General features: G+C 71.2%; 13 protein-coding genes and 1 pseudogene. 5 read left to right on the top strand and 9 right to left on the bottom strand.

Going from position 1 to position 17,405, the window contains the following annotated elements:
• Position 1: 1 nt before the first annotated feature.
• A complete protein-coding gene (locus IEZ27_RS35175) occupies positions 2-1,819 on the top strand; it encodes a glycosyltransferase (protein ID WP_229824630.1) in 1,818 nt (605 codons plus the stop codon).
• 4 nt (positions 1,820-1,823) lie between these two features.
• Here IEZ27_RS35175 and IEZ27_RS35170 read toward each other — a convergent pair whose 3' ends face one another.
• From IEZ27_RS35170 to IEZ27_RS35155, 4 genes are read right to left on the bottom strand one after another with little or no spacing between them, the layout of a single operon-like run.
• Positions 1,824-4,349 carry an FtsX-like permease family protein gene (locus IEZ27_RS35170; RefSeq protein ID WP_229824629.1) on the bottom strand — a complete coding sequence of 842 codons (2,526 nt, stop codon included), beginning with the start codon at positions 4,347-4,349 and terminating at the stop codon, positions 1,824-1,826.
• Positions 4,343-5,020 carry an ABC transporter ATP-binding protein gene (locus tag IEZ27_RS35165; RefSeq protein ID WP_189651196.1) on the bottom strand — a complete coding sequence of 226 codons (678 nt, stop codon included), beginning with the start codon at positions 5,018-5,020 and terminating at the stop codon, positions 4,343-4,345. The genes IEZ27_RS35170 and IEZ27_RS35165 overlap by 7 nt, the downstream gene beginning before the upstream one ends.
• Positions 5,017-5,709: an ABC transporter ATP-binding protein gene (locus IEZ27_RS35160; RefSeq protein ID WP_229824628.1), complete on the bottom strand. Its 693-nt coding sequence runs from the start codon at positions 5,707-5,709 to the stop codon at positions 5,017-5,019. The genes IEZ27_RS35165 and IEZ27_RS35160 overlap by 4 nt, the downstream gene beginning before the upstream one ends.
• Positions 5,667-6,275: a hypothetical protein gene (locus tag IEZ27_RS35155; protein ID WP_189651195.1), complete on the bottom strand. Its 609-nt coding sequence runs from the start codon at positions 6,273-6,275 to the stop codon at positions 5,667-5,669. Before IEZ27_RS35155 ends, IEZ27_RS35160 begins: the two co-directional genes overlap by 43 nt.
• Positions 6,276-6,360: 85 nt before the next feature.
• Here IEZ27_RS35155 and IEZ27_RS35150 point away from each other — a divergent pair, with 85 nt between their 5' ends.
• On the top strand, positions 6,361-7,650 hold the full coding sequence (locus tag IEZ27_RS35150) for a sensor histidine kinase (RefSeq protein ID WP_189651194.1): 1,290 nt from the start codon (positions 6,361-6,363) through the stop codon (positions 7,648-7,650).
• 19 nt (positions 7,651-7,669) lie between these two features.
• On the opposite strand, the gene IEZ27_RS35145 is transcribed toward IEZ27_RS35150, so the two are convergent.
• Both IEZ27_RS35145 and IEZ27_RS55640 read right to left on the bottom strand, forming a co-directional pair.
• A complete protein-coding gene (locus IEZ27_RS35145) occupies positions 7,670-8,347 on the bottom strand; it encodes a response regulator transcription factor (RefSeq protein WP_189651193.1) in 678 nt (225 codons plus the stop codon).
• Between the two features lie 120 nt (positions 8,348-8,467).
• Positions 8,468-9,163: a transposase gene (locus IEZ27_RS55640; protein WP_189651192.1), complete on the bottom strand. Its 696-nt coding sequence runs from the start codon at positions 9,161-9,163 to the stop codon at positions 8,468-8,470.
• A gap of 323 nt (positions 9,164-9,486) precedes the next feature.
• Between IEZ27_RS55640 and IEZ27_RS35135 the strand changes: the two genes are divergently transcribed.
• Positions 9,487-10,887 carry an MFS transporter gene (locus tag IEZ27_RS35135; RefSeq protein WP_229824627.1) on the top strand — a complete coding sequence of 467 codons (1,401 nt, stop codon included), beginning with the start codon at positions 9,487-9,489 and terminating at the stop codon, positions 10,885-10,887.
• A 121-nt stretch (positions 10,888-11,008) separates the two neighbouring features.
• Here the strand turns inward: IEZ27_RS35135 and IEZ27_RS35130 are convergent, their stop codons facing one another.
• Positions 11,009-11,677 (bottom strand): helix-turn-helix domain-containing protein, encoded by a 669-nt coding sequence (locus IEZ27_RS35130; protein WP_189651191.1) that lies wholly within the window; start codon positions 11,675-11,677, stop codon positions 11,009-11,011.
• Positions 11,678-11,724: 47 nt separating this feature from the next.
• On the opposite strand from IEZ27_RS35130, the gene IEZ27_RS35125 reads away from it, so the two are divergent.
• Positions 11,725-11,988 carry a hypothetical protein gene (locus IEZ27_RS35125; protein WP_189651190.1) on the top strand — a complete coding sequence of 88 codons (264 nt, stop codon included), beginning with the start codon at positions 11,725-11,727 and terminating at the stop codon, positions 11,986-11,988.
• Positions 11,985-12,182, top strand: a complete 198-nt coding sequence (locus tag IEZ27_RS35120; protein WP_189651189.1) for a hypothetical protein — start codon at positions 11,985-11,987, stop codon at positions 12,180-12,182. Before IEZ27_RS35125 ends, IEZ27_RS35120 begins: the two co-directional genes overlap by 4 nt.
• Before the next feature lie 235 nt (positions 12,183-12,417).
• Here IEZ27_RS35120 and IEZ27_RS35115 read toward each other — a convergent pair whose 3' ends face one another.
• Together IEZ27_RS35115 and IEZ27_RS35110 are read right to left on the bottom strand one after the other, a co-directional pair.
• Complete coding sequence (locus IEZ27_RS35115) at positions 12,418-15,666, bottom strand: S8 family serine peptidase (protein WP_189651188.1); 3,249 nt, start codon at positions 15,664-15,666, stop codon at positions 12,418-12,420.
• A gap of 1,024 nt (positions 15,667-16,690) precedes the next feature.
• A pseudogene (locus tag IEZ27_RS35110) lies at positions 16,691-17,125 on the bottom strand (SDR family NAD(P)-dependent oxidoreductase); the annotation flags it as partial.
• Positions 17,126-17,405: the final 280 nt, after the last annotated feature.

Genomic DNA, 17,405 nt, shown 5'->3' with positions numbered 1-17,405 from the left:
CATGAGATCAGGCAGCACAACGACCGTCCCGGTGCCGGTCTCCGCGGCTCTCCTGGGCCTGGGGGTGGTCGTCGGCTTCGCCGCGCGCACGCCGGGGTGGACAGCGGTGGACGTGAGAGTGAGCCAGGCGGTGCAGTCGCTGCGCGGCCCATGGCTCACCGCGATGGCGCAGGTCCTGAACGTGGGCTTCGGCACCGTCGTGGGCACGGTCCTGGCCGTCCTCCTCGTCGTGGGTGTCGCCGTCACGGGACGGACTCGCGCCGCCATGGGCGTACTGGCGGTGATCGCGGCGGGGTGGGGCGTGGGCGCGCTGGTCAAGGTGGTCGTCGCCCGTCCCCGGCCTCCGGCGGTGGACGCTCTGGTGCGGGAGCTCGGTTCTGACAGCTTTCCCAGCGGTCATGTGTGCCTGACCCTGTCGATCGTGGTGGCCGGGGCGCTGCTGGCCAGGAAGACCCGCCTCTTCCGGCTCGTAGTGGTGGCGGGCGCACTGCTCGTGGCGGGTCAGATGACCGCGAGGGTCTACCTCGGGGCGCACTATCCCAGCGACACCCTGGGCTCGATCATCCTCACCCCGGCTGCCGTCCACCTGACCGTCAACGCGCGACGGCTCGGGGTACTCCTGCTGCGGGCGGACAACGGCCGCAGGGCGCGCAGGGCCGGTCCGCGCAGCACCCGGCAGGTGAAGATCCTCCTGCTGCACGCGTACGGCATGGGTGGCACCATCAGGACCGCCTTCAACCTCGCCGGTATGCTGGCGGCCCATCATGACGTCGAGATCGTCAGTGTCACCAGGACCAGGGAGGAGCCCTTCTTCGAGGTGCCGCCCGGCGTTCGCATCACCTTCCTGGACGACCGCGCAGGCCACCGGCCTCACGGCGCACTGCGTGCGCGGCTGCTCCGCAGCAGGCTCATTCCGCGGCAGGAGGCCGCCTACGACAGGTTCGACCTGCGTACCGATCTGGCTCTGCTGCGTTTCCTACGTGGCTTGCGCACCGGTGTCCTGATCACCACGCGCCCCGGCCTCAACCTGGCCGCCGCCCTGCTGGCCCCGCCGGGCGTCATCACGATCGGGCAGGAGCACACCGGCCTCGGTTCCCACAAGCCCGCCGTCCGGGACCTGATCGCCCGCAGATACGGCAGGCTCGACGCGCTCGTCACCCTGACGGAGGCCGATCTGGGCGCCTACCGGGTGGCACTGGGCCCGCGCGCGCCGCGGCACCTGCTGCGCATCGCCAACGCCACGCCACCTCTCACCGGCGGCCCCTCCCCGCTGAACGCCGAGACCGTCGTCGCGATCGGCCGCCTGGCCAAGGTCAAGGGCTTCGACCTGCTCCTGCGCGCCTGGGAACAGGTCAGTGCCGCCCGTCCCGGCTGGAGGCTGCGCATCGTCGGCTCAGGACCCGAGCGCGCCCGCCTGCTCAAGCTGACCGACGAGCTCGGCCTGTCCCGCACGGCCGAGTTCCCCGGACCCTCTGCGGACGTCGGCGCCGAACTCGACGACGCCTCGATCTTCGTGCTCAGCTCCCGCCGCGAAGGATTCCCGATGACGGTTCTGGAGGCACTGAGCAAGGGGGTGCCGGTGGTCGCCTTCGACTGTCCGGACGGGCCGGGCGAGATCATCACCCACGGCCACGACGGGTTGCTCGTCCCGCGGCAGCACGTCACCGCCCTGGCCGCGGCGATCGGGCTGCTCATCGACCACGAGGCCGGTCGCCGCACGATGGGCACGGCCGCGCTGACCACCTCACAGCGCTACACCCCTGAGGTCGTCGGCCGGTGCTGGACCGAGCTCCTGGCCGAGCTGGAGAAGGGCCGCTGATGGGTCACAGGTCGCGCAGCACGGTCATCGGCGGCCGGCGGGCGGTCCGTACCGTCGCCGCCCCGGCTGCCAGCAACGCCGCGACGCCGAGGACGCCCAGCACGGCCAGGTACGCCCACGGCACGGCCAGCGCGTCGGGAGGCGGGTCGAACACCCCGCTGAGCACGGTCACCAGCATCCTCGACAGCGCCCATCCGCACAGTGTCCCGAGCACGGCCGCGGCCACCCCGACCAGGGCCACCTCGGCCCACACGAACGAGCCCAGCTGTCGCGGGGTCGCCCCCAGCACCCGGGCCAGCGCGTAGGTGCGGCGCCGCTCGGCGAAGCCGAGTGCCAGCAGCAGACCGGTGGCCAGGGCCGCCAGCGCCAGCGCGTAGCCGAGTTCGATGGTTGTCAGGCCGGCCAGGTCCACGGCGGTGAGGCTGCTGCCGACGACCTGGCGCGTGGTCTGCACGTCGGTGACCTTCGCCGTCGGCCCGAGCCTGCCGCGAAGCGCGGCGGCGACCTGCCTCGGCTGGGCTCCGTCGGCGCTGATCAGGTACATGGTGTCGGTGGGCATGGTGCGGGCCAGGTAGGAGGCGTTGGCTACGAGGAAGCTGTCGCGGGGCGCGGTCGGGAACTCGGTGATGACGCCGGCGTAGTGGAAGGGGACGGTCCTGCCGTTCTCGGTCCGCAGCCGCACCTGGTCGCCGAGGTGAAGCTGGAAGTCGTTGACGGTCTCCTGGCTGACCAGAAGCGCGTCGGGTTGCCGGGCGAGCCGGTCGAGGATCTCGCGGGCGGTGCCGCCGGAGACGTAGGCGTCGTGCAGGCGCACGGTGGAGGGGCGGATGCCGTACAGGTCCTGCAGGTCGGAGCCGACGTAGGCGAAGCGGTGTTGCAACGGCTCCACCCGCCCGACGCCGGGCACTGCCGCCAACTGCTGCGCCGTCGCCCTGGTCTGGGAGACGGTGACGTCGGCGCCGTTGGTCAGCTCCGCGTCCACCTGGGCCTGCTGGCGGTAGGTCGTGTCGAACACGGAGGTGGAGACGGCGAACGCGACGGCCAGCGCGGCCAGGGTGGCCGCCCGTGCCAGCGGGGCGCGCTGGCGCGTCAGCATCGCCGAGACGGTGCCCGCCAGGCCCCCGGTCAGCGGCCGGACCGCCCAGGTGATGGGCAGCGTCCTGGTCAGGCGCCAGATCAGCAGGCCCGCGCCGGTCCACAGCAGGGCCGGTCCGGCGAAGGCCCAGTAGTCGACCGACAGCTGGGGCAGGCCCTCGGGGACCAGGACGAGCTGGTAGCCGTTCTTGCTGGTGATCCAGAAGATCACCGCGGATCCGGCCAGCAGCCACAGGTCCAGCCCGTACCGCAACCAGGCGGGCGATCGGCGCGATCCGCCGACCGGACGGCGAGCTGCCGCCACGGTGGTGGCGCGCAGCGTGGGCGGCAGCACGGTGACGGCCGCGACCAGCAGTCCCAGAGCGGCCGCCCACCACGACACGTTCGCCGACCCGAACAGCGCCCGCCCGGCCAGCGCGGCCAGCCCCAGGCCCGCCAGCACTCCTGCCACGCCCACCAGCGCCGTCTCGGCCAGCGCGAGCCGCACCAGCGTGCCCTTGGAGGCGCCCCTGGTACGCAGCAACGCTTGATCGGCCATCCGCCGTGGCGCCCCGGCGCGGGTCACGAGACCGGCGAGCAGGGCCGCGAGCACGACCGCCGGCGCTCCCAGGAACAGGAACAGCACCTGGGAGTACAGGGCGTCCTCGCGGGCGGCGTCCAGGGCCGCGCCGAGGTTGTCTCCGACCAGGCCGCTGCCCGCCATGCGCTCCTCCAGGTTGCGCGCCTGCCCCGTGACCGAGGTGTAGGCGGCGGCAGGATCGGGCGGCAGCCGGTGGTCGATGCGGACGTGGAACTGGGTGCGCACCCGGTCGCGCGGGATGCTGTCGAACAGCCGGTGCCAGTCGCTGTCCGGCAGCAGCAGCACGTTGTCCGGGGGCGCCTGCGGCTGCGCGCCGGGCGGTGCTCCGACGCGCTGGAACAGCGAGTCGGCGGCGGGCAGCTCCACCACCCCGGTGACCGCCACCGTCGCGTCCGGCAGCCCCGGACGGCGCACGGTGACACTGGCTCCGGGCTGGGCGTGCAGGTTGGCGGCGGTCTGCTGGGCCAGCAGCGGCCCATTTGGCCTGCCGGCGAGCAGGCGCAGCTCGCCGGGGAAGGTGGCGGCGTAGTCGGCGGGCAGCCCGAGGACCTGGCCCGCGCCCGTGGTCAGCGTCTGCCCGGCCTGCCGGGACTCCAAGCCGTCGATCCTGGCGAAGCTCACCGGCCGGGACGTGCCGGGCATCGGAACGGACACGGTCTGGCCGGGCTGCTGCTCCACCTGCCAGTCGACGGCCACCCGCTGGATCGAGCGGGCCGTCATGGTGGCCTTCGCGGTCGCGAGGAACGCGCCGAGCGCGGCGGGAAGCGCCACGGCGAGCGCGATGCCCGCCGCGACTGCGGCGAGCCTGCCCGTCCGGCGGGTCAGCAGGCCGCGCAGCCAGATGAGGATCAACATGTGAGAGCTCCGTCGCTCATGGTCCAGGTAGCGGGCAGCCGCGCCGCGACCAGCGGGTCGTGCGTGGCCACCACGAGGGCCGCCTCCAGCCGGGAGGCCACCCCGACGAGCAGGTCCACCACTCTGCGGGCCAGGTCCGAGTCGAGTTGTGCCGTGGGCTCGTCCGCGATGATCAGGCGCGGCTCGGCGGCCAGCACGCGGGCGACCGCGACGCGCTGCGCCTGCCCGCCCGACAGCTCTTCGGGCAGCGACCCGGCCAGGCCGGCCAGCCCGATCGTGGCCAGCGCGATCAGCGCCCGTTCCTTGGCCTCGGCATCCTCGACACCCGCGATGATCAGCGGCAGCGCGACGTTCTCCGCGACGTTGAGCGGGGGCAGCAGGCTGGGCCCTTGGAACACCACGCCGACGCGGCCGCGCGGGCGGTCGTCGAGGGCGGGCCAGGCGATCCGGCCTGCCGTGGGCCGGTCCAGCCCGGCCAGCAGGTGCAGCAGCGTCGTCTTGCCCGACCCCGACGGGCCGGTGATCGCGACCTGCTGTCCCGGTCGCAGCTCGCAGGTGACGCTGTGCACGGCGACCAGGGCGTTCGCTCCCTTGCCGTACGAGCGGGCCAGACCTTGGCAGGTGACCAGCGCGGCCATGCCCGCTGCCCGGTCCTTGGCCTCCGTGGTCATGTCGCTCGGCCGTCCTTCAGCTCCAGGACGCGGTCGGCCAGCCGCCGCACGGCCGGGCTGTGCGAGGCGATCACCACGGCGGTCCGCTCGCCGGCCTGCCGGCGGATCAGCCGTAGTACGGGCCCCTCGGTGTGCTGGTCGAGCTCGCCGGTGGGCTCGTCGGCCAGCAGCAGCGCCGGACGGTTGGCCAGCGCCACTGCCAGCCCCGCGCGGGCCGACTCGCCGCCGGACAGCTCACTCGGCCACGCCCGCGCCCTGGCCGCCAGGCCCAGACCGTCCAGCAGCTCATCGCGCAGGCGACGATCGCGCCGCCCCGCCAGCCGCTGGGCCAGGTCGACGTTGGCCGCCACTGTCAGGTGCTCGATCAGGTTGCCGCTCTGGAACAGCACGCCCACCAGGCGGGCGCGCAGCGCGGCCCGCTCGGCCTCCGGCCGGTGACTGATGCGATGGCCGTCCACCCTGACGGTGCCGCCGTCCGGGTCGTCCAGCCCGCCCAGGCAGGCCAGCAGCGTGGACTTGCCCGACCCCGACGGTCCGCTGACCAGCACGACCTCGCCCGCGGCGACATCAAGGCTGACGCCACGCAGCGCCCGGGTCTCCTCGTCCCCCGACCGGTAGAACCGGTAGAGCTCTTCGGCCTGCACGATCACGACGCCGTCCAGTGGAAGGAGTCGGAGACCGTGCGCCACGGGTCCACGTTGTCGGCGCCGACCGGCCCGGACAGGGTGAGGATCGCTTCGTGCCCGGCCTGGTAGAAGGCGTAGCGCTCGACCTCGTCCTTGACGACCTTGCCGGTGACCGGGTCGGGGCTGCTGTCGGCGCGGTAGACGATCCGCACCGCCTCTCCGCCCTTCCTTGTCACCGTGTCCACTGTGCGAATGTCGATGCTGTGGACCTGGCTCCTGACCGACGCCTCGGTCGGCGGGGAGGCGGCGGACCTGGTCTCGATGCGGATGCTGTTGAGCTTGTCGGTGAAGCTCGCTCCGGTGGGCAGGTCCGTGCGCGCCCACCCTTCGGGCACCTTCACCTCATACGGTTGCCCGGGATGCCGGTAGGCCACGAACACCGTGTCGTCCGGGATGTCGCCCGGCGGGTTCGACTCCGTGGGCTGCGGAGCCGGGGTGTCGTTGCCCGCGGGCGCCTGTACCTGTGTCTGCGTCTGGGGCTGGGCCTGGGTCTGGGCGGGCGTGACTGTCGAGCAGCCTGCCGCCAGCCCTGCCATGACCAGGGCCATGACGCTTCGCCGTACCTTCATGTCTCCACGCTAGGAACAGGCCGGCAAGCGCCCGATCAGCAACCGGTTAGCGGGACGTTTACCTGCCGTCTGCCACCCTGGAAGGGTGACAGCGCAGGGTGTCCCGCTGCGTCGGCGGGTGCTGGTGGTGATCGTCAGCGTCACCGCCGTCGCCGTCGCGCTCTTCCTGGTGCCGCTGGCGATCGCGGTGAACATCCTCTACCACGATCAGGCCGTGGCGGCCCTGCAACGTGACGCCGCCTGGGTCGCGGCCGCCGTCCCCGACGAGCCGCGGGGGCCGTTGAAACTGCCGACGGGAGTGCCGGGCGACCTGGCCATCGGCGGCTACACCAAGTCCGGGGCCCGCCTGTTCGGCAACGGCCCCGCCTACTCCGGCCTGGCCACCTCCAGCAAGGACGGCCGGGTCCACGACGCGGTGGAGGGCGGCTTCCTGGCGGTGTCCGCCCCCGTCCCCTCCGACGAGGGCCCCGCGTTGATCATCCGGGTGGCGACGCCGAACGCCGAGGTCGAGCAGCGTATCCACCAGGCGTGGCTGCTCATGGGCGGGCTGGCGCTGATCGTGATCGCGCTGGCCGCGGGCGCGGCCGTGCGCCAGTCAGCGCGGCTCGCTGCCCCCTTGGAGCGGCTCACCGCCGCGGCGCAGGCGCTCGGCGGCGGCGACTTCAGCGTCCGCGCCGCCCCCTCCGGGCTGCGTGAGGCCGACCAGGCCGCACAGGCGCTGGAGTCCACGGCGCGCCGGCTCGGCGACGTGCTCGCCCGCGAGCGCGCCTTCAGCGCCGACGTGTCCCACCAGTTGCGCACCGGGCTGACCGGCTTGCTGCTCGGCCTGGAATCGGCGCTGTCCCGGCCCGGCACGGACCTGACCCCGGCCGTCCGGGCGGCGCTGACCAGGGGCGAGCGGCTGCAGGAAGTGCTCGACGATCTCGTACGACTCAGCCGGGACAACCGCACGCCCGCCGAGCGACTCGACGTGGACGCGCTGATGGAGGAGATCCGGCAAGAATGGCACGGCCCGCTGGCCCAAGCGGGCCGCCGCCTGACCATCACCGTGGAACCCGCACTGCCGCCGGTGACCGCCCAGCCCGCCGCCGTCCGGCAGATCCTGCGAGTCCTGCTCGACAACGCCCTGCGCCACGGCCAGGGAGAGGTCGCCGTCACCGTCTCCGACGTGGGCCCCGGCATGGCCGTCGAGGTGAGCGATCACGGGCCCGGCGTGGCCCCGGACAGCGACCCGTTCGTCAGGTCCAGCGGGCACAGCCACGGCATCGGTCTCGCCCTGGCCCGGTCACTGGCCGAGGCCGAAGGTGGCCGGCTGGTACTCAGCCGCGCCAAGCCCCCGCTGTTCAGCCTGCTGCTCCCGGGCCACGACATCTAGCGGCCGGACGGGCGGCGGGTCATGGCTCGTAACGGTAGCCGCGGCCCCTCACTGTGACGATCCGCTCCATCGGTTCGCCGTGCTCGGCCAGCTTGCGGCGCAGCGCGAACACGTGCACGTCCAGCGTCTTGGTCGGCCCGAACCAGTTCTCGTCCCACACCTCGTCCATGAGCTGCTCGCGGGTCACCACCTCACCCGCGCGGCTCACCAGCGCCGCCAGCAGATCGAACTCCTTGGGCCGCAACGCCAGTTCTTCCTCGCCGACATAGGCACGGCGGGCGGGCAGGTCCATCCGCAGGCGCCCGGCCGTCAGCATCCGCTCTCCCTGTGCCGGGCCACGCCGCCGCAGATGGGCCCGGATCCTGGCCATCAGCTCGGTCAGCCGGAACGGCTTGGTCAGGTAGTCGTCAGCCCCCGCGTCCAGAGCCACGACCACCTCGAACTCCTGTGTCCGGGCGGTGAGAACCACGATCACCGTGTCCGGCACCCTTGACCGCAGCCGTCGGCACACCGCGACTCCATCGTCATCCGGTAGGCCGAGATCCAGTAGGACGAGATCCGGTTGACGCTCATCCGCCTCGTTCAGCGCCTCCGCTCCGGACCCGGCCGGCAGCGCCTCATAGCCTTGCGCTGCAAGCGCCTCCACCAGTTCGGACCTGATGACCAGATCGTCCTCGACGACCAGAACACATGTCATGTGTCCGATCGTACGAACCCTGTCCCCGTCCCTGTTTCAATCGCCTCCGCGACGCCCCGAGGTCCTGGAGAACCGGGAGTTCGTCCGTGGTTGGGCAGTGATGCCCGTTGATGTCGTTCTCTACGACAGTGGCAGGAGGATGAGCCTGGCCACTGGCCGGCGACAAGGCACAATCGGCTGTGCGTTCCTCTTCCTTGATCTCCCTGACCCCAGCCCTGCCCTTCGTTCTGATCGCGCTTGTCGCCATGGCTGCCGCAGTGGCGTGGCGAGGGCATCTCGGGCATGGACGAGCCATCGTGACCGCCTGCCTGCGAGCGGCGGTGCCGATCGCCGCGGGCACCGCTCCCGTGCTCGTCTTGCTGGTCGGCTCCAAAGTGATTTCCATGGACGTCGGCAGGCGGTCAGCCAGGCCAGCGTCCTCTCTACCACCCAACGTCGGGAGACGGCGCTGAAGCCGCGCTGGTCAGCGGGCTTGCGCACGATCTCCAGGGTGGTGCGCAGGGTGTCGCGGGCCCAGTCCACCAGCCGACCGGCGAAGCCTTGGTCGGCGAAGACGTGCCGGATCGGGGTGGTCAGGTACGCCGACAGCAGGGCGGTCTTGGCCCCGTCGCGGTCCTGCCGGCTCGCGGCCGGCACCGCGACCGTCACGAGCAGGCCGGTGGTGTCGGTGATGATGAACCGCTTGCGGCCGTTGACCTTCTTACCTGCGTCGTAGCCGCGGCCGTCACGACCGCCGGTGTTCGGCGCGGGCAGTGACGGCTCGATCAGCTCCCACTGCGCGTCGGTCAGGTCCGAGGCGCGGCGATCCGGGGGCATGGCGCCGCCGTGGCAGCGTCAGCGCTGCTCTTCACGCTGTCACGCCGATCACGATGATCTTCTCTTGGGAACCGCTTTTAAGCCCCTGATTTCGCTACTGGACAAATCCCGCTTGTTATGGCTATGCACCGATGAGCATGGAGACATCTATCTCATTGTGCGGAGCGCCATTCCATGGCCTCGCCGTCACCACCCCTGCTGACCTGGGGCAGGACATTTTCGAAGCGCTTTCTTCGGCTTTTTGAGCACTTGCGACATGCCATTAGGGTGCACATTCGTGGAAGCGTAAGAACGGTGATCATCTGTTCTGAGGAAGGATTTGTGTGAAAGCGTTGCTCACCCTGACCTGCGCAGGTCAGTTCATGGTGCTGCTCGACAACACGATCGTCGGCGCCGCCCTGCCCGACATGCAGCAGCGGCTCCACACCGGGCTGACCGGCCTGCAGTGGATCGTCGACGCCTACGTGCTGCTGGTGGCCATGCTGCTGCTGTCGGGCGGCGTGTTCGCCGACCGGTTCGGCCGCAGGCGGGTGTTCCTGACCGGGGTGGTGGTGTTCACGGCCGCGTCGGTGGTGTGTTCGCTCGCGCCCTCGATCGGCTGGCTGATCGCCGGACGGGTGTTGCAGGGCGTCGGGGCCGCCGCGCTGAGCCCCGCCTCACTGGCGCTGCTCGCCGCCGCGTATCCCGCTCCGAAGGAGCGCGTCAGAGCGATCGGGTTGTGGGCCGGGTTCAGCGGCATCGGCCTGGCCGCCGGACCGCTGGCGGGCGGGATCCTGGTGGAGTCCTTCGGCTGGCCCGCCATCTTCCTGGTCAACGTGCCCATCGGGGCGGTCCTGCTGCTGGCCGGGCTGCGCGTGCTGGGGGAATCCCGCAACCCGGGCGCGCCGCCGATCGACGTCCCCGGCACGGTTCTGTCCGTCGCGGGGGTGGGCGTGGTGACCTACGGCCTGATCGAGGGCGGTTCCCGAGGCTGGACCTCGCCGGTGATCCTCGGCAGTTTCGCCGCCGGGCTGGTGCTCCTGGCCGCGTTCGTCGTGGTCGAGGGTCGGGTGTCGACGCCGATGCTGCCACTGCGGCTGTTCCGTCAGCGGCTGTTCACGGTGTCCAACACCGCGATGGTCGTGGTCGGGTTCGCGCTGATGGGGTCGTCGTTCTTCTTCTCCCAGTTCTTCGTCTACGTCCAGGGCACTTCGATCCTGGTCGCCGGGCTGCGGACCTTGCCCGTCTCGCTGGCCATGGTGATCGTCAGCCCGTACGCGGGCCGGTTCGCGGCCAGGTACGGTTTCCGCGTCGTCGCCGGCATCGGCCTGGCGCTGGCCGGGCTGGGGCTGCTGGCGCTGGGGTTCGTCCATGCCGATACCGGCTACGGGAACGTGTGGTGGCGGCTGGCGGTCGTCGGCATCGGGTTCGCTCTCACCATGTCGCCGCTGACCGGGGCCGCCATCCAGGCGGTCAGCCCACAGGAGGGCGGCCTGGCCTCGGGCGTCAGCAGCACCACCCGGCAGATCGGCGCGGTGCTCGGCGTGGCGGTGCTGGGAGCGATCGTCCACATGCGGGAGTCCGGCGGCGCCTCCTTCGAATCCGGCCTCAACAGCGCCTTCCTCGTGGCGGGTGCCGTGACGCTGGCCTGCGCCGTGTTCACTGTCCTGTGGCTGAGCGCGGGCCGGACGCCGAGGGCCGTTCCGGACGGCGTCGCCAGGCCGAGAGCAGCGGCGCGAGGGTGAGGTCGAGCTCGACGAACCGGCACTGGGGAGCGCGCACGCCTGCGGTGGCCGCCACGATGGCCGCCGCGGTCGGTGACGGTGCTGTCCTACGCCCAGGACGGCCGATTTGCCTCGGTGACCATCAAGAGCATCGGCGATGCAATCTCACTGTCAGCCGTGCAAGGTGGTACCGGGCGAACGGCCGAACTCCCGCCGATACAACGAGGAGAACCGGCCATGAGTGGGCAAACCCCCAGCGAGCGGCGATGGCAGCGACCGAATCGCGCCGCCCCGGATCGGCGGCGCGCGGGTCCTGGTGGACGTGGTGCAGGCGGACGCGGCGCAGATAGGCCAGGGGAGTGATGTCCAGATGGCGACGGAAGGCGAGCTGGACGGCGCGCACGGTGACATGAGCGGCCGCGGCGATGTCGGCGACGGTGATGTCCTGGTCGGGGTGGGCCTCCAGGTAGGCGATGGCGCGGCGCAACGTCTCCGGGTGCGCGTCAGGCCCGGCCAGGTGGGCCGGCTCGGCCGCGGTCGTGAGGGGGAAGACCGACAAAGTGACCGCGATCAGATGCCGTACGGCCTGCGCGAGGACCAGCGGACTGTGCAGGGCGTGCGTGTTGGCCACGATCGTGCCCTGCAGATAGTTGTAGGTCCGCGTCCACAAGGCGCCGGCTGCCTGGGAGACGGGCCGGTAGTCCAGCAACCGAACCCGGCCCTCGGCGGGGGAGAGGCCCAGCGCCCGGCCGGTCGATGCGGGGTGCTCGGCTGCCACGTCACTGAGCAGAACCGGATCCAGGACGGGCACGTCGCAGGCGAGGTTGCTCAGGCTTGTCCGGAACGGCCTGTCGGGCTGTGCCCGCCGGCAAGTCGGTCATCGTGGACCCGGCGGGCGACCGGCCGGTGCCCGTCCGCAGGATCCAGGTCAGCGCCGCGCTCAGGGCCGACTACCTCGACCCGGCCGATCCGGGCTGGCAGACCCGCTTCTCGTCCCTGCACTCCTTCGAGGTGCTCGCGTGCCGCGCGGACTGTGCCGACATGGCGAACTTCCACTCGATCTACACCAGCCGGCCGGACGCGTTCCCCTCGGTCCGTCCCTGGCCCATCGCCCCCACATGACCATCAGATCGTTCCGTGTTCCGGCGACCGGCGCCACGCACCTGATGCTGCGCGTGCTCGGCTCGCAGTGCACCGTCAACCCGCTGTACGCCGGTGAGCAGGAGCGCGACCCGGACTTCACGACGGACTGCGCCACGACCGGCTCCACACACGATCAGGTGCGTGCGGCCGAGTTCCAGGCGTTTTCCCACTGACGCCATGGACAGGGCGGCGCCGGTGACACCGCCGCCGCAAGGTGATGGACGACGAAGGTGCCCAGCGCACGCTCCCGTACCGAACCGCGGCTCAACAGCACCGGCTGAGCTTTCCGTGCCCGCTTGGGCCGCATCCTGGCCGGGTTGTTCGGGAGGGGGCGGTGTGCGGGAGCGCGGCGGCGGTCCTGGCTGGTGCCGGTCCGCCGCCGCGCTCAGGGGCTTGCGTGGTCGTCCGTCAGTTTTGGACGGCGTAGGCGCGGGTGATGGTCTGGTTCACCTGGACGCCGCCGGGGCCGGTGGCGGTGGCGCGCAGGGTGACGTGTCCGGGGGTGGCGGGGTTGGTCACCGAGGTGGTCCAGCCCTCGCCGTTCCGGCTGACCTGGAGGTCCTGCCAGGTTGTGCCGTCGTCGAAGGATGCCTCGACCCGGAGGGTGGTGAGCTTGCCCCTGTCGGCCGTGATCGGGATCTGGGTCGTCGAGCCTGGCTTGGCCCGGTTGGAGTCGTCCAGCCCCTGCGGGATGTACCGGATCGACGGCACCTCGTACCGCGTGTCCTCGGTGGTGTGGGCCGAGGTGAACGTCCAGGAGGTGTCGACGGCCGTGGACAGGCCGCGTCCGGCCTCGCGGCGGGCCGAGACCGCCACGGTGTAGGCGCCTTCGGCGGGCGGAACCTGCGCGGACAGCAGGCAGTGGTCGGGGATGTCGCAGTCGGCCAGGTCGTTCTCCTGCAGGACGGTGTCGCCGTTGAGCAGCTTCACCGTGCCGGTGATGTCGCCATCCCAGCCGGTGTGGCCGAGGTCGCCGTCGCTGAACAGGCCGCCGAAGAAGTAGCCGAGTTCGTCACCTTCCCGCGTGATGCGCAGCGCGCCGGGACCGGTCACCGCCGTGTTCCACGTCTCGGTGTGCTGCCCGTGCGGCACGGCCCGTGCGTCCAGGTCGGCCAGGACGTAGCCGCCCTGGGTGACCCGGCCGGACCAGCGCAGGCCCGCACCGGGCGTGAGATAGCTGTCGAGCGTGCCGGGAAGCATGACGTCGGTGTTCACACCGACGAGGAACTGCTCGCCGGGCGGGACGATCTCCCGCCGGAACTTGGCGGTGCCGCCGGTGTCCTGCGCACGGAAGGTCATGGCGACCTTGGCCAGGCCGGCTCTGGTGAACCGCCTGACCGGGTTGAACGGGATCTCCCCGGTACGGTAGTCGATCAGGTCATACCGGCTCGGCGCCGCACCCGCCGACGCGTCCGAGGCCAGCACCTGGTACGCCAGGTAGGTCCGCCCCTCCCTACGGGAGGGCAGTACGAACACAGGGTAATTCGGAGAGAAGCGTTCCACGTATTCGTAGCCCGTGCCTGTGGTGTTGCCCACCACCACCCTAAGGTCACCGACCGGTTTGGCGGCGGGGTCGTCGACGGTGAGCTCGATCTGCCTGCCCAGGCGGGCGTCCAGCGTCAGCCGCACGTCGGCGGGCCCGACCCGGATCGGGCGGTCGGTGAAGGTCTCGCTGAGTATCTTGTTCTGCTCGTCGTTCTTCTCCATTTCCGTCAGTCTGGCCTTGAGATTCCAGTCGCCGGGCCCCAGGCGCCGGTGGACGACGCCGTCGATGAACCTCAGGGAGGCGGTCTCACCGGTTTTGAGGTTGTACAGCCTCGCGTCGACATCCGGCACCGGTTCGCCGTTCCTGCCGACGGTTGTGACCGTCAGGCTGTAGGACTCGGGTTCGACGTAGGCGCCGGCCAGGGTGCGCAGGACGCTCTGGCCCGCGGTGGCGGTGAGGATGCCGGGGTGGTCGCCCGCCGGCAGGGTGGGGTCCAGGGTGAGCCGCACCGTGGCGTGGCCGCCGGCGGGGAGGGTGAGGTGGTCGGCCGACAGAGTGTAGGGGCTGTCCTCGGTCAGGGTCAGCTCCACCGGCCGGTCGGAGGTGTTGGTGTAGGTGACGTCGCTGGTGAGGGGGTTGTCGTTGTGGGGCCAGAATCGGTAGGTCCACAGGTTGCCGGTGTCGCCGACGACGTCCTGTGTGACCGCCCTGGCCACGTCGACGCGCCCGGCGCCCTGCTCGTACTGGGTCAGGGCGGGGTTCGGCCTGGCCGTCGCCATCAGCGCGGCCTTGAGCTGCCTCCAGCTCCAGCCGGGGTGCTGCTGCAGCAGGATGGCCGCGGCACCGGCCACGTGCGGGGCCGCCATCGAGGTGCCGTCCTCGGCCACGTACGGGTCAGCGGTGCCGCCACTGGCCCGGGCGGCGACGATGCCCACGCCGGGGGCGGTGATGTCCGGTTTGACGGCCCGGTCGATGAAACGGGGGCCGCGACTGGAGAAGAACGCCAGGCTCTCGTCACGACCGACCGCGCCAACCGTCAGCGCGGCGTCGGCGCTGCCGGGACTTTGGAGGGTCTCCTTGCCTCCTAATCCCTTGTTGCCGGCTGCGGCCACGAACAGGCTTCCCGTCTGTTCGGAGAGGGTGTTGACTGCCTCCTCCAGCGGGTCCAGGGCCGGTGTGTCGGTCATGCTGAGGCTCATGTTGACGATGGGGGCCTTGATCTCGAAGGCCGCCCATTCCATGCCGGCGATCACGTCGGACGTCTTGTTGCCGCCGCGGCCCTTGAGGACCTTGCCGACGGCGATCTTCGCATCGGGCGCCACGCCCCGGTACTTGCCGCCGGAGGCCGCTCCCGAGCCTGCGACGGTGGAGGCCACATGAGTACCGTGGCCGAACGTATCCATGGTGTCGGGCGCGTCGGTGAAGTTGACGGCTTGGGTGACGACGCCCTTCAGATCGGGGTGGTCGGGGTCATAGCCGGTGTCGAGCACGGCCACCGTGACGCCCTTACCGGTCAGGCCCTTGGCCCACGCCTGCGGGGCGCCAATCTGCGGGACGCTCTTGTCCAGGGCGGGGAAGACGCCGCCGTCCAGCCACAGCTTGGACACCCCGGCCGCAAGCGTCGTGGCGCCCGCCGCCGGGTGCAGCCGCTGCCAGACGGTGGCGGCCTGCGCCTTGGGAACCTCGGCCGCCCTCAGGCCGACCGACTTCAGGGCGACCCCGGCGGCAGCGGGCCCCGGGGCGACGCCCCCCTTGGTCAGGACCGGGATGGTGGTCCGGCGGGCGTCGCCGTAACCCCATTCCAGCAGCCGGGTGACGTTGAACAGGCGCTCGTCGACCAGGCCCGCGTCGATCAGCGGCGCCGCGTCGGAAGGCAGGACGTAGGTCTGCCCGGCCCTGGTCTCGATCGAGAACGACACCTTGCGCCCGGCGCCCGGCGTCACCTCATACGCCGCCGCGCCCGGCTTGCCGGACACGGCCACCCGGTCACCGGTGATCAGCGTGATCGTGTCGCCGCCGCCCTGCCCGCGTACAGGGTTCACAGGGCCGGGCGGCGGCGCGGTCGTGCCGGCGGCTGAGGGCGCCACCGGCACGGCTAAGACGCCCAGCGCGGCGAGTACGGCGAGCACCGCGCGCCGGCGCCTCACCACCGGTCGTTTCGAGACGGTCATGGGTGTTTCTCCTTCTCCGGTTGGATATTCGGGATGTGAAAGGGGACCCAGAGCTCCTGGCATCGTGAGGCGATCCCTTCTGCGGTGCCGATACGGCGAGGGCATCCGCCCAGGTGAACGGCGCCGATGGATGGCGTGGGGCAGGGTCACGCCGTTTTCTGTCAGCAGCTCCGGGGGCACGGTTGACGGGACCGGTTTACCGATGGATCCCGACGACGACTTCCGCTCCGGTGCGCCGCACCGTGAACTCTTTGATCAGGTGCTCGAAGCCGCGCGGGCCATGTGGGCTTCGGTGATGCCGGAGGAACCTGAGGTCGTGAAGACCTTGGACGCTAGGACGCCTTCAAGGTCGATGTGCTGAAACTTCCGCAGGGAAAGGCGGGTGCACTCATACCGATAGGCGGGGCGTGCATGTGCGTGGCAGGCAGTGCGTCCAGTACATCGTGGCCGCTGCGGATACCTCGCGCCCGTTGCTCCGCAGAAAGCCGGCCGCGCCCGCCGGGAGCATCGTCCGGCCGATCGGGAGTCCCGGCGGCCATCGCGTGAAATCCAACTCCTTCCGCCCAGAGCGGCGATGCTGGGCTCCTGCGCTCGGTGGAGCCCGGGGACATCGGGTGGCGCGGTCGTCGCCTCCGCCGGTAAGCATTCCGCGCGGGCCCTACCGCCATCGATCCCGCCTGCTACCGTTACGGGGTACAGTCTGCGCTACCGTGCCACCGCCCGGTTTCTGGTACGACGCTTTCCCGGCTGCCCTGCTGGCGAGTCGGCGGTGGCCATCGCGGGAACCTGCCTTTCTTCTGTCGCACAGCCGGCGCATCCCCGACGCCTTGAGCACACCTTGAGCACCCCTCGGCTATGCGCAGATATACGGCGCGGGCCGCAAGGGGCGTTGATCGGTGGAGCGGCCGGCCTGCCAGGAGTGGCGCTTGTTCTCCCGTCCGTTTCTCAGGGCCGGGGTGAGCGCCCTGCAGGGGAAGGAGGAGCGTCTGCAGGGAAACTGCCTGAACCCGATCCCCTTGAATTCTCATGTGGTGGGGGTCTTCGGGTAGTGCGGGCGGAGGACGGCTGCGGCGAGGCGGTCGAGTGTCCGGTCGGGCAGGACCCGTGACAGGCGGGTGAGCAGGGCCGGGTCACGGCCGACGGTGTAGCGTGTGCGCGGCCTGGCGGCGGTCACGGCCTTGGCGACCACGCGGGCGGCGGCGTCGGCCGGCGTGCCGCCCGAGGTGCCCGCCGAGGTCAGCGCCTTGATCGCCTCGATCAGCGGCCCGTAACGATCTCGCTGCTGCGGCGACATGGCCTCGGCCAGCCGGCTCGTGGTGGCGATGCCCCGCTCGCCCATCTGCGTGCGGACACCGCCCGGCTCGATCACCACCACCCGCACGCCCAGCGGTGCCATCTCCCTGCGCAGGGCGTCGCTGACCGCCTCCAGGGCGAACTTCGTGCCCGCGTAGGGGCCGAAGCTCGGCCAGCCGTTCTACGGCGTTTGCATCTCCGGCATCAGCGCGTGCCCGCAGCTCGTCCACCTGACCTCGTTCGGCCGCCTCCTCCACCTGCCCCCGCGCGGCCGCTGAGCTGCTTAGACAACACCTCAGCTACCGGGAGCCCGCTCCTGCTTACGGGTCAACTACCCACTCATGACCACACCCCGGCGCTCTCCTGACCCTCCCTGCGGAACACCAAAGCCCTTCGTCAGCAGGCTCTTAGAGCCAGACGCGTACCGGGTTTCCCCACCGCCACCG

The sequence above is a fragment of the Nonomuraea spiralis genome (genome assembly GCF_014648435.1).
Classification (GTDB): domain Bacteria; phylum Actinomycetota; class Actinomycetes; order Streptosporangiales; family Streptosporangiaceae; genus Nonomuraea; species Nonomuraea spiralis.
This window is presented reverse-complemented; position numbering and strand designations above follow the sequence as displayed.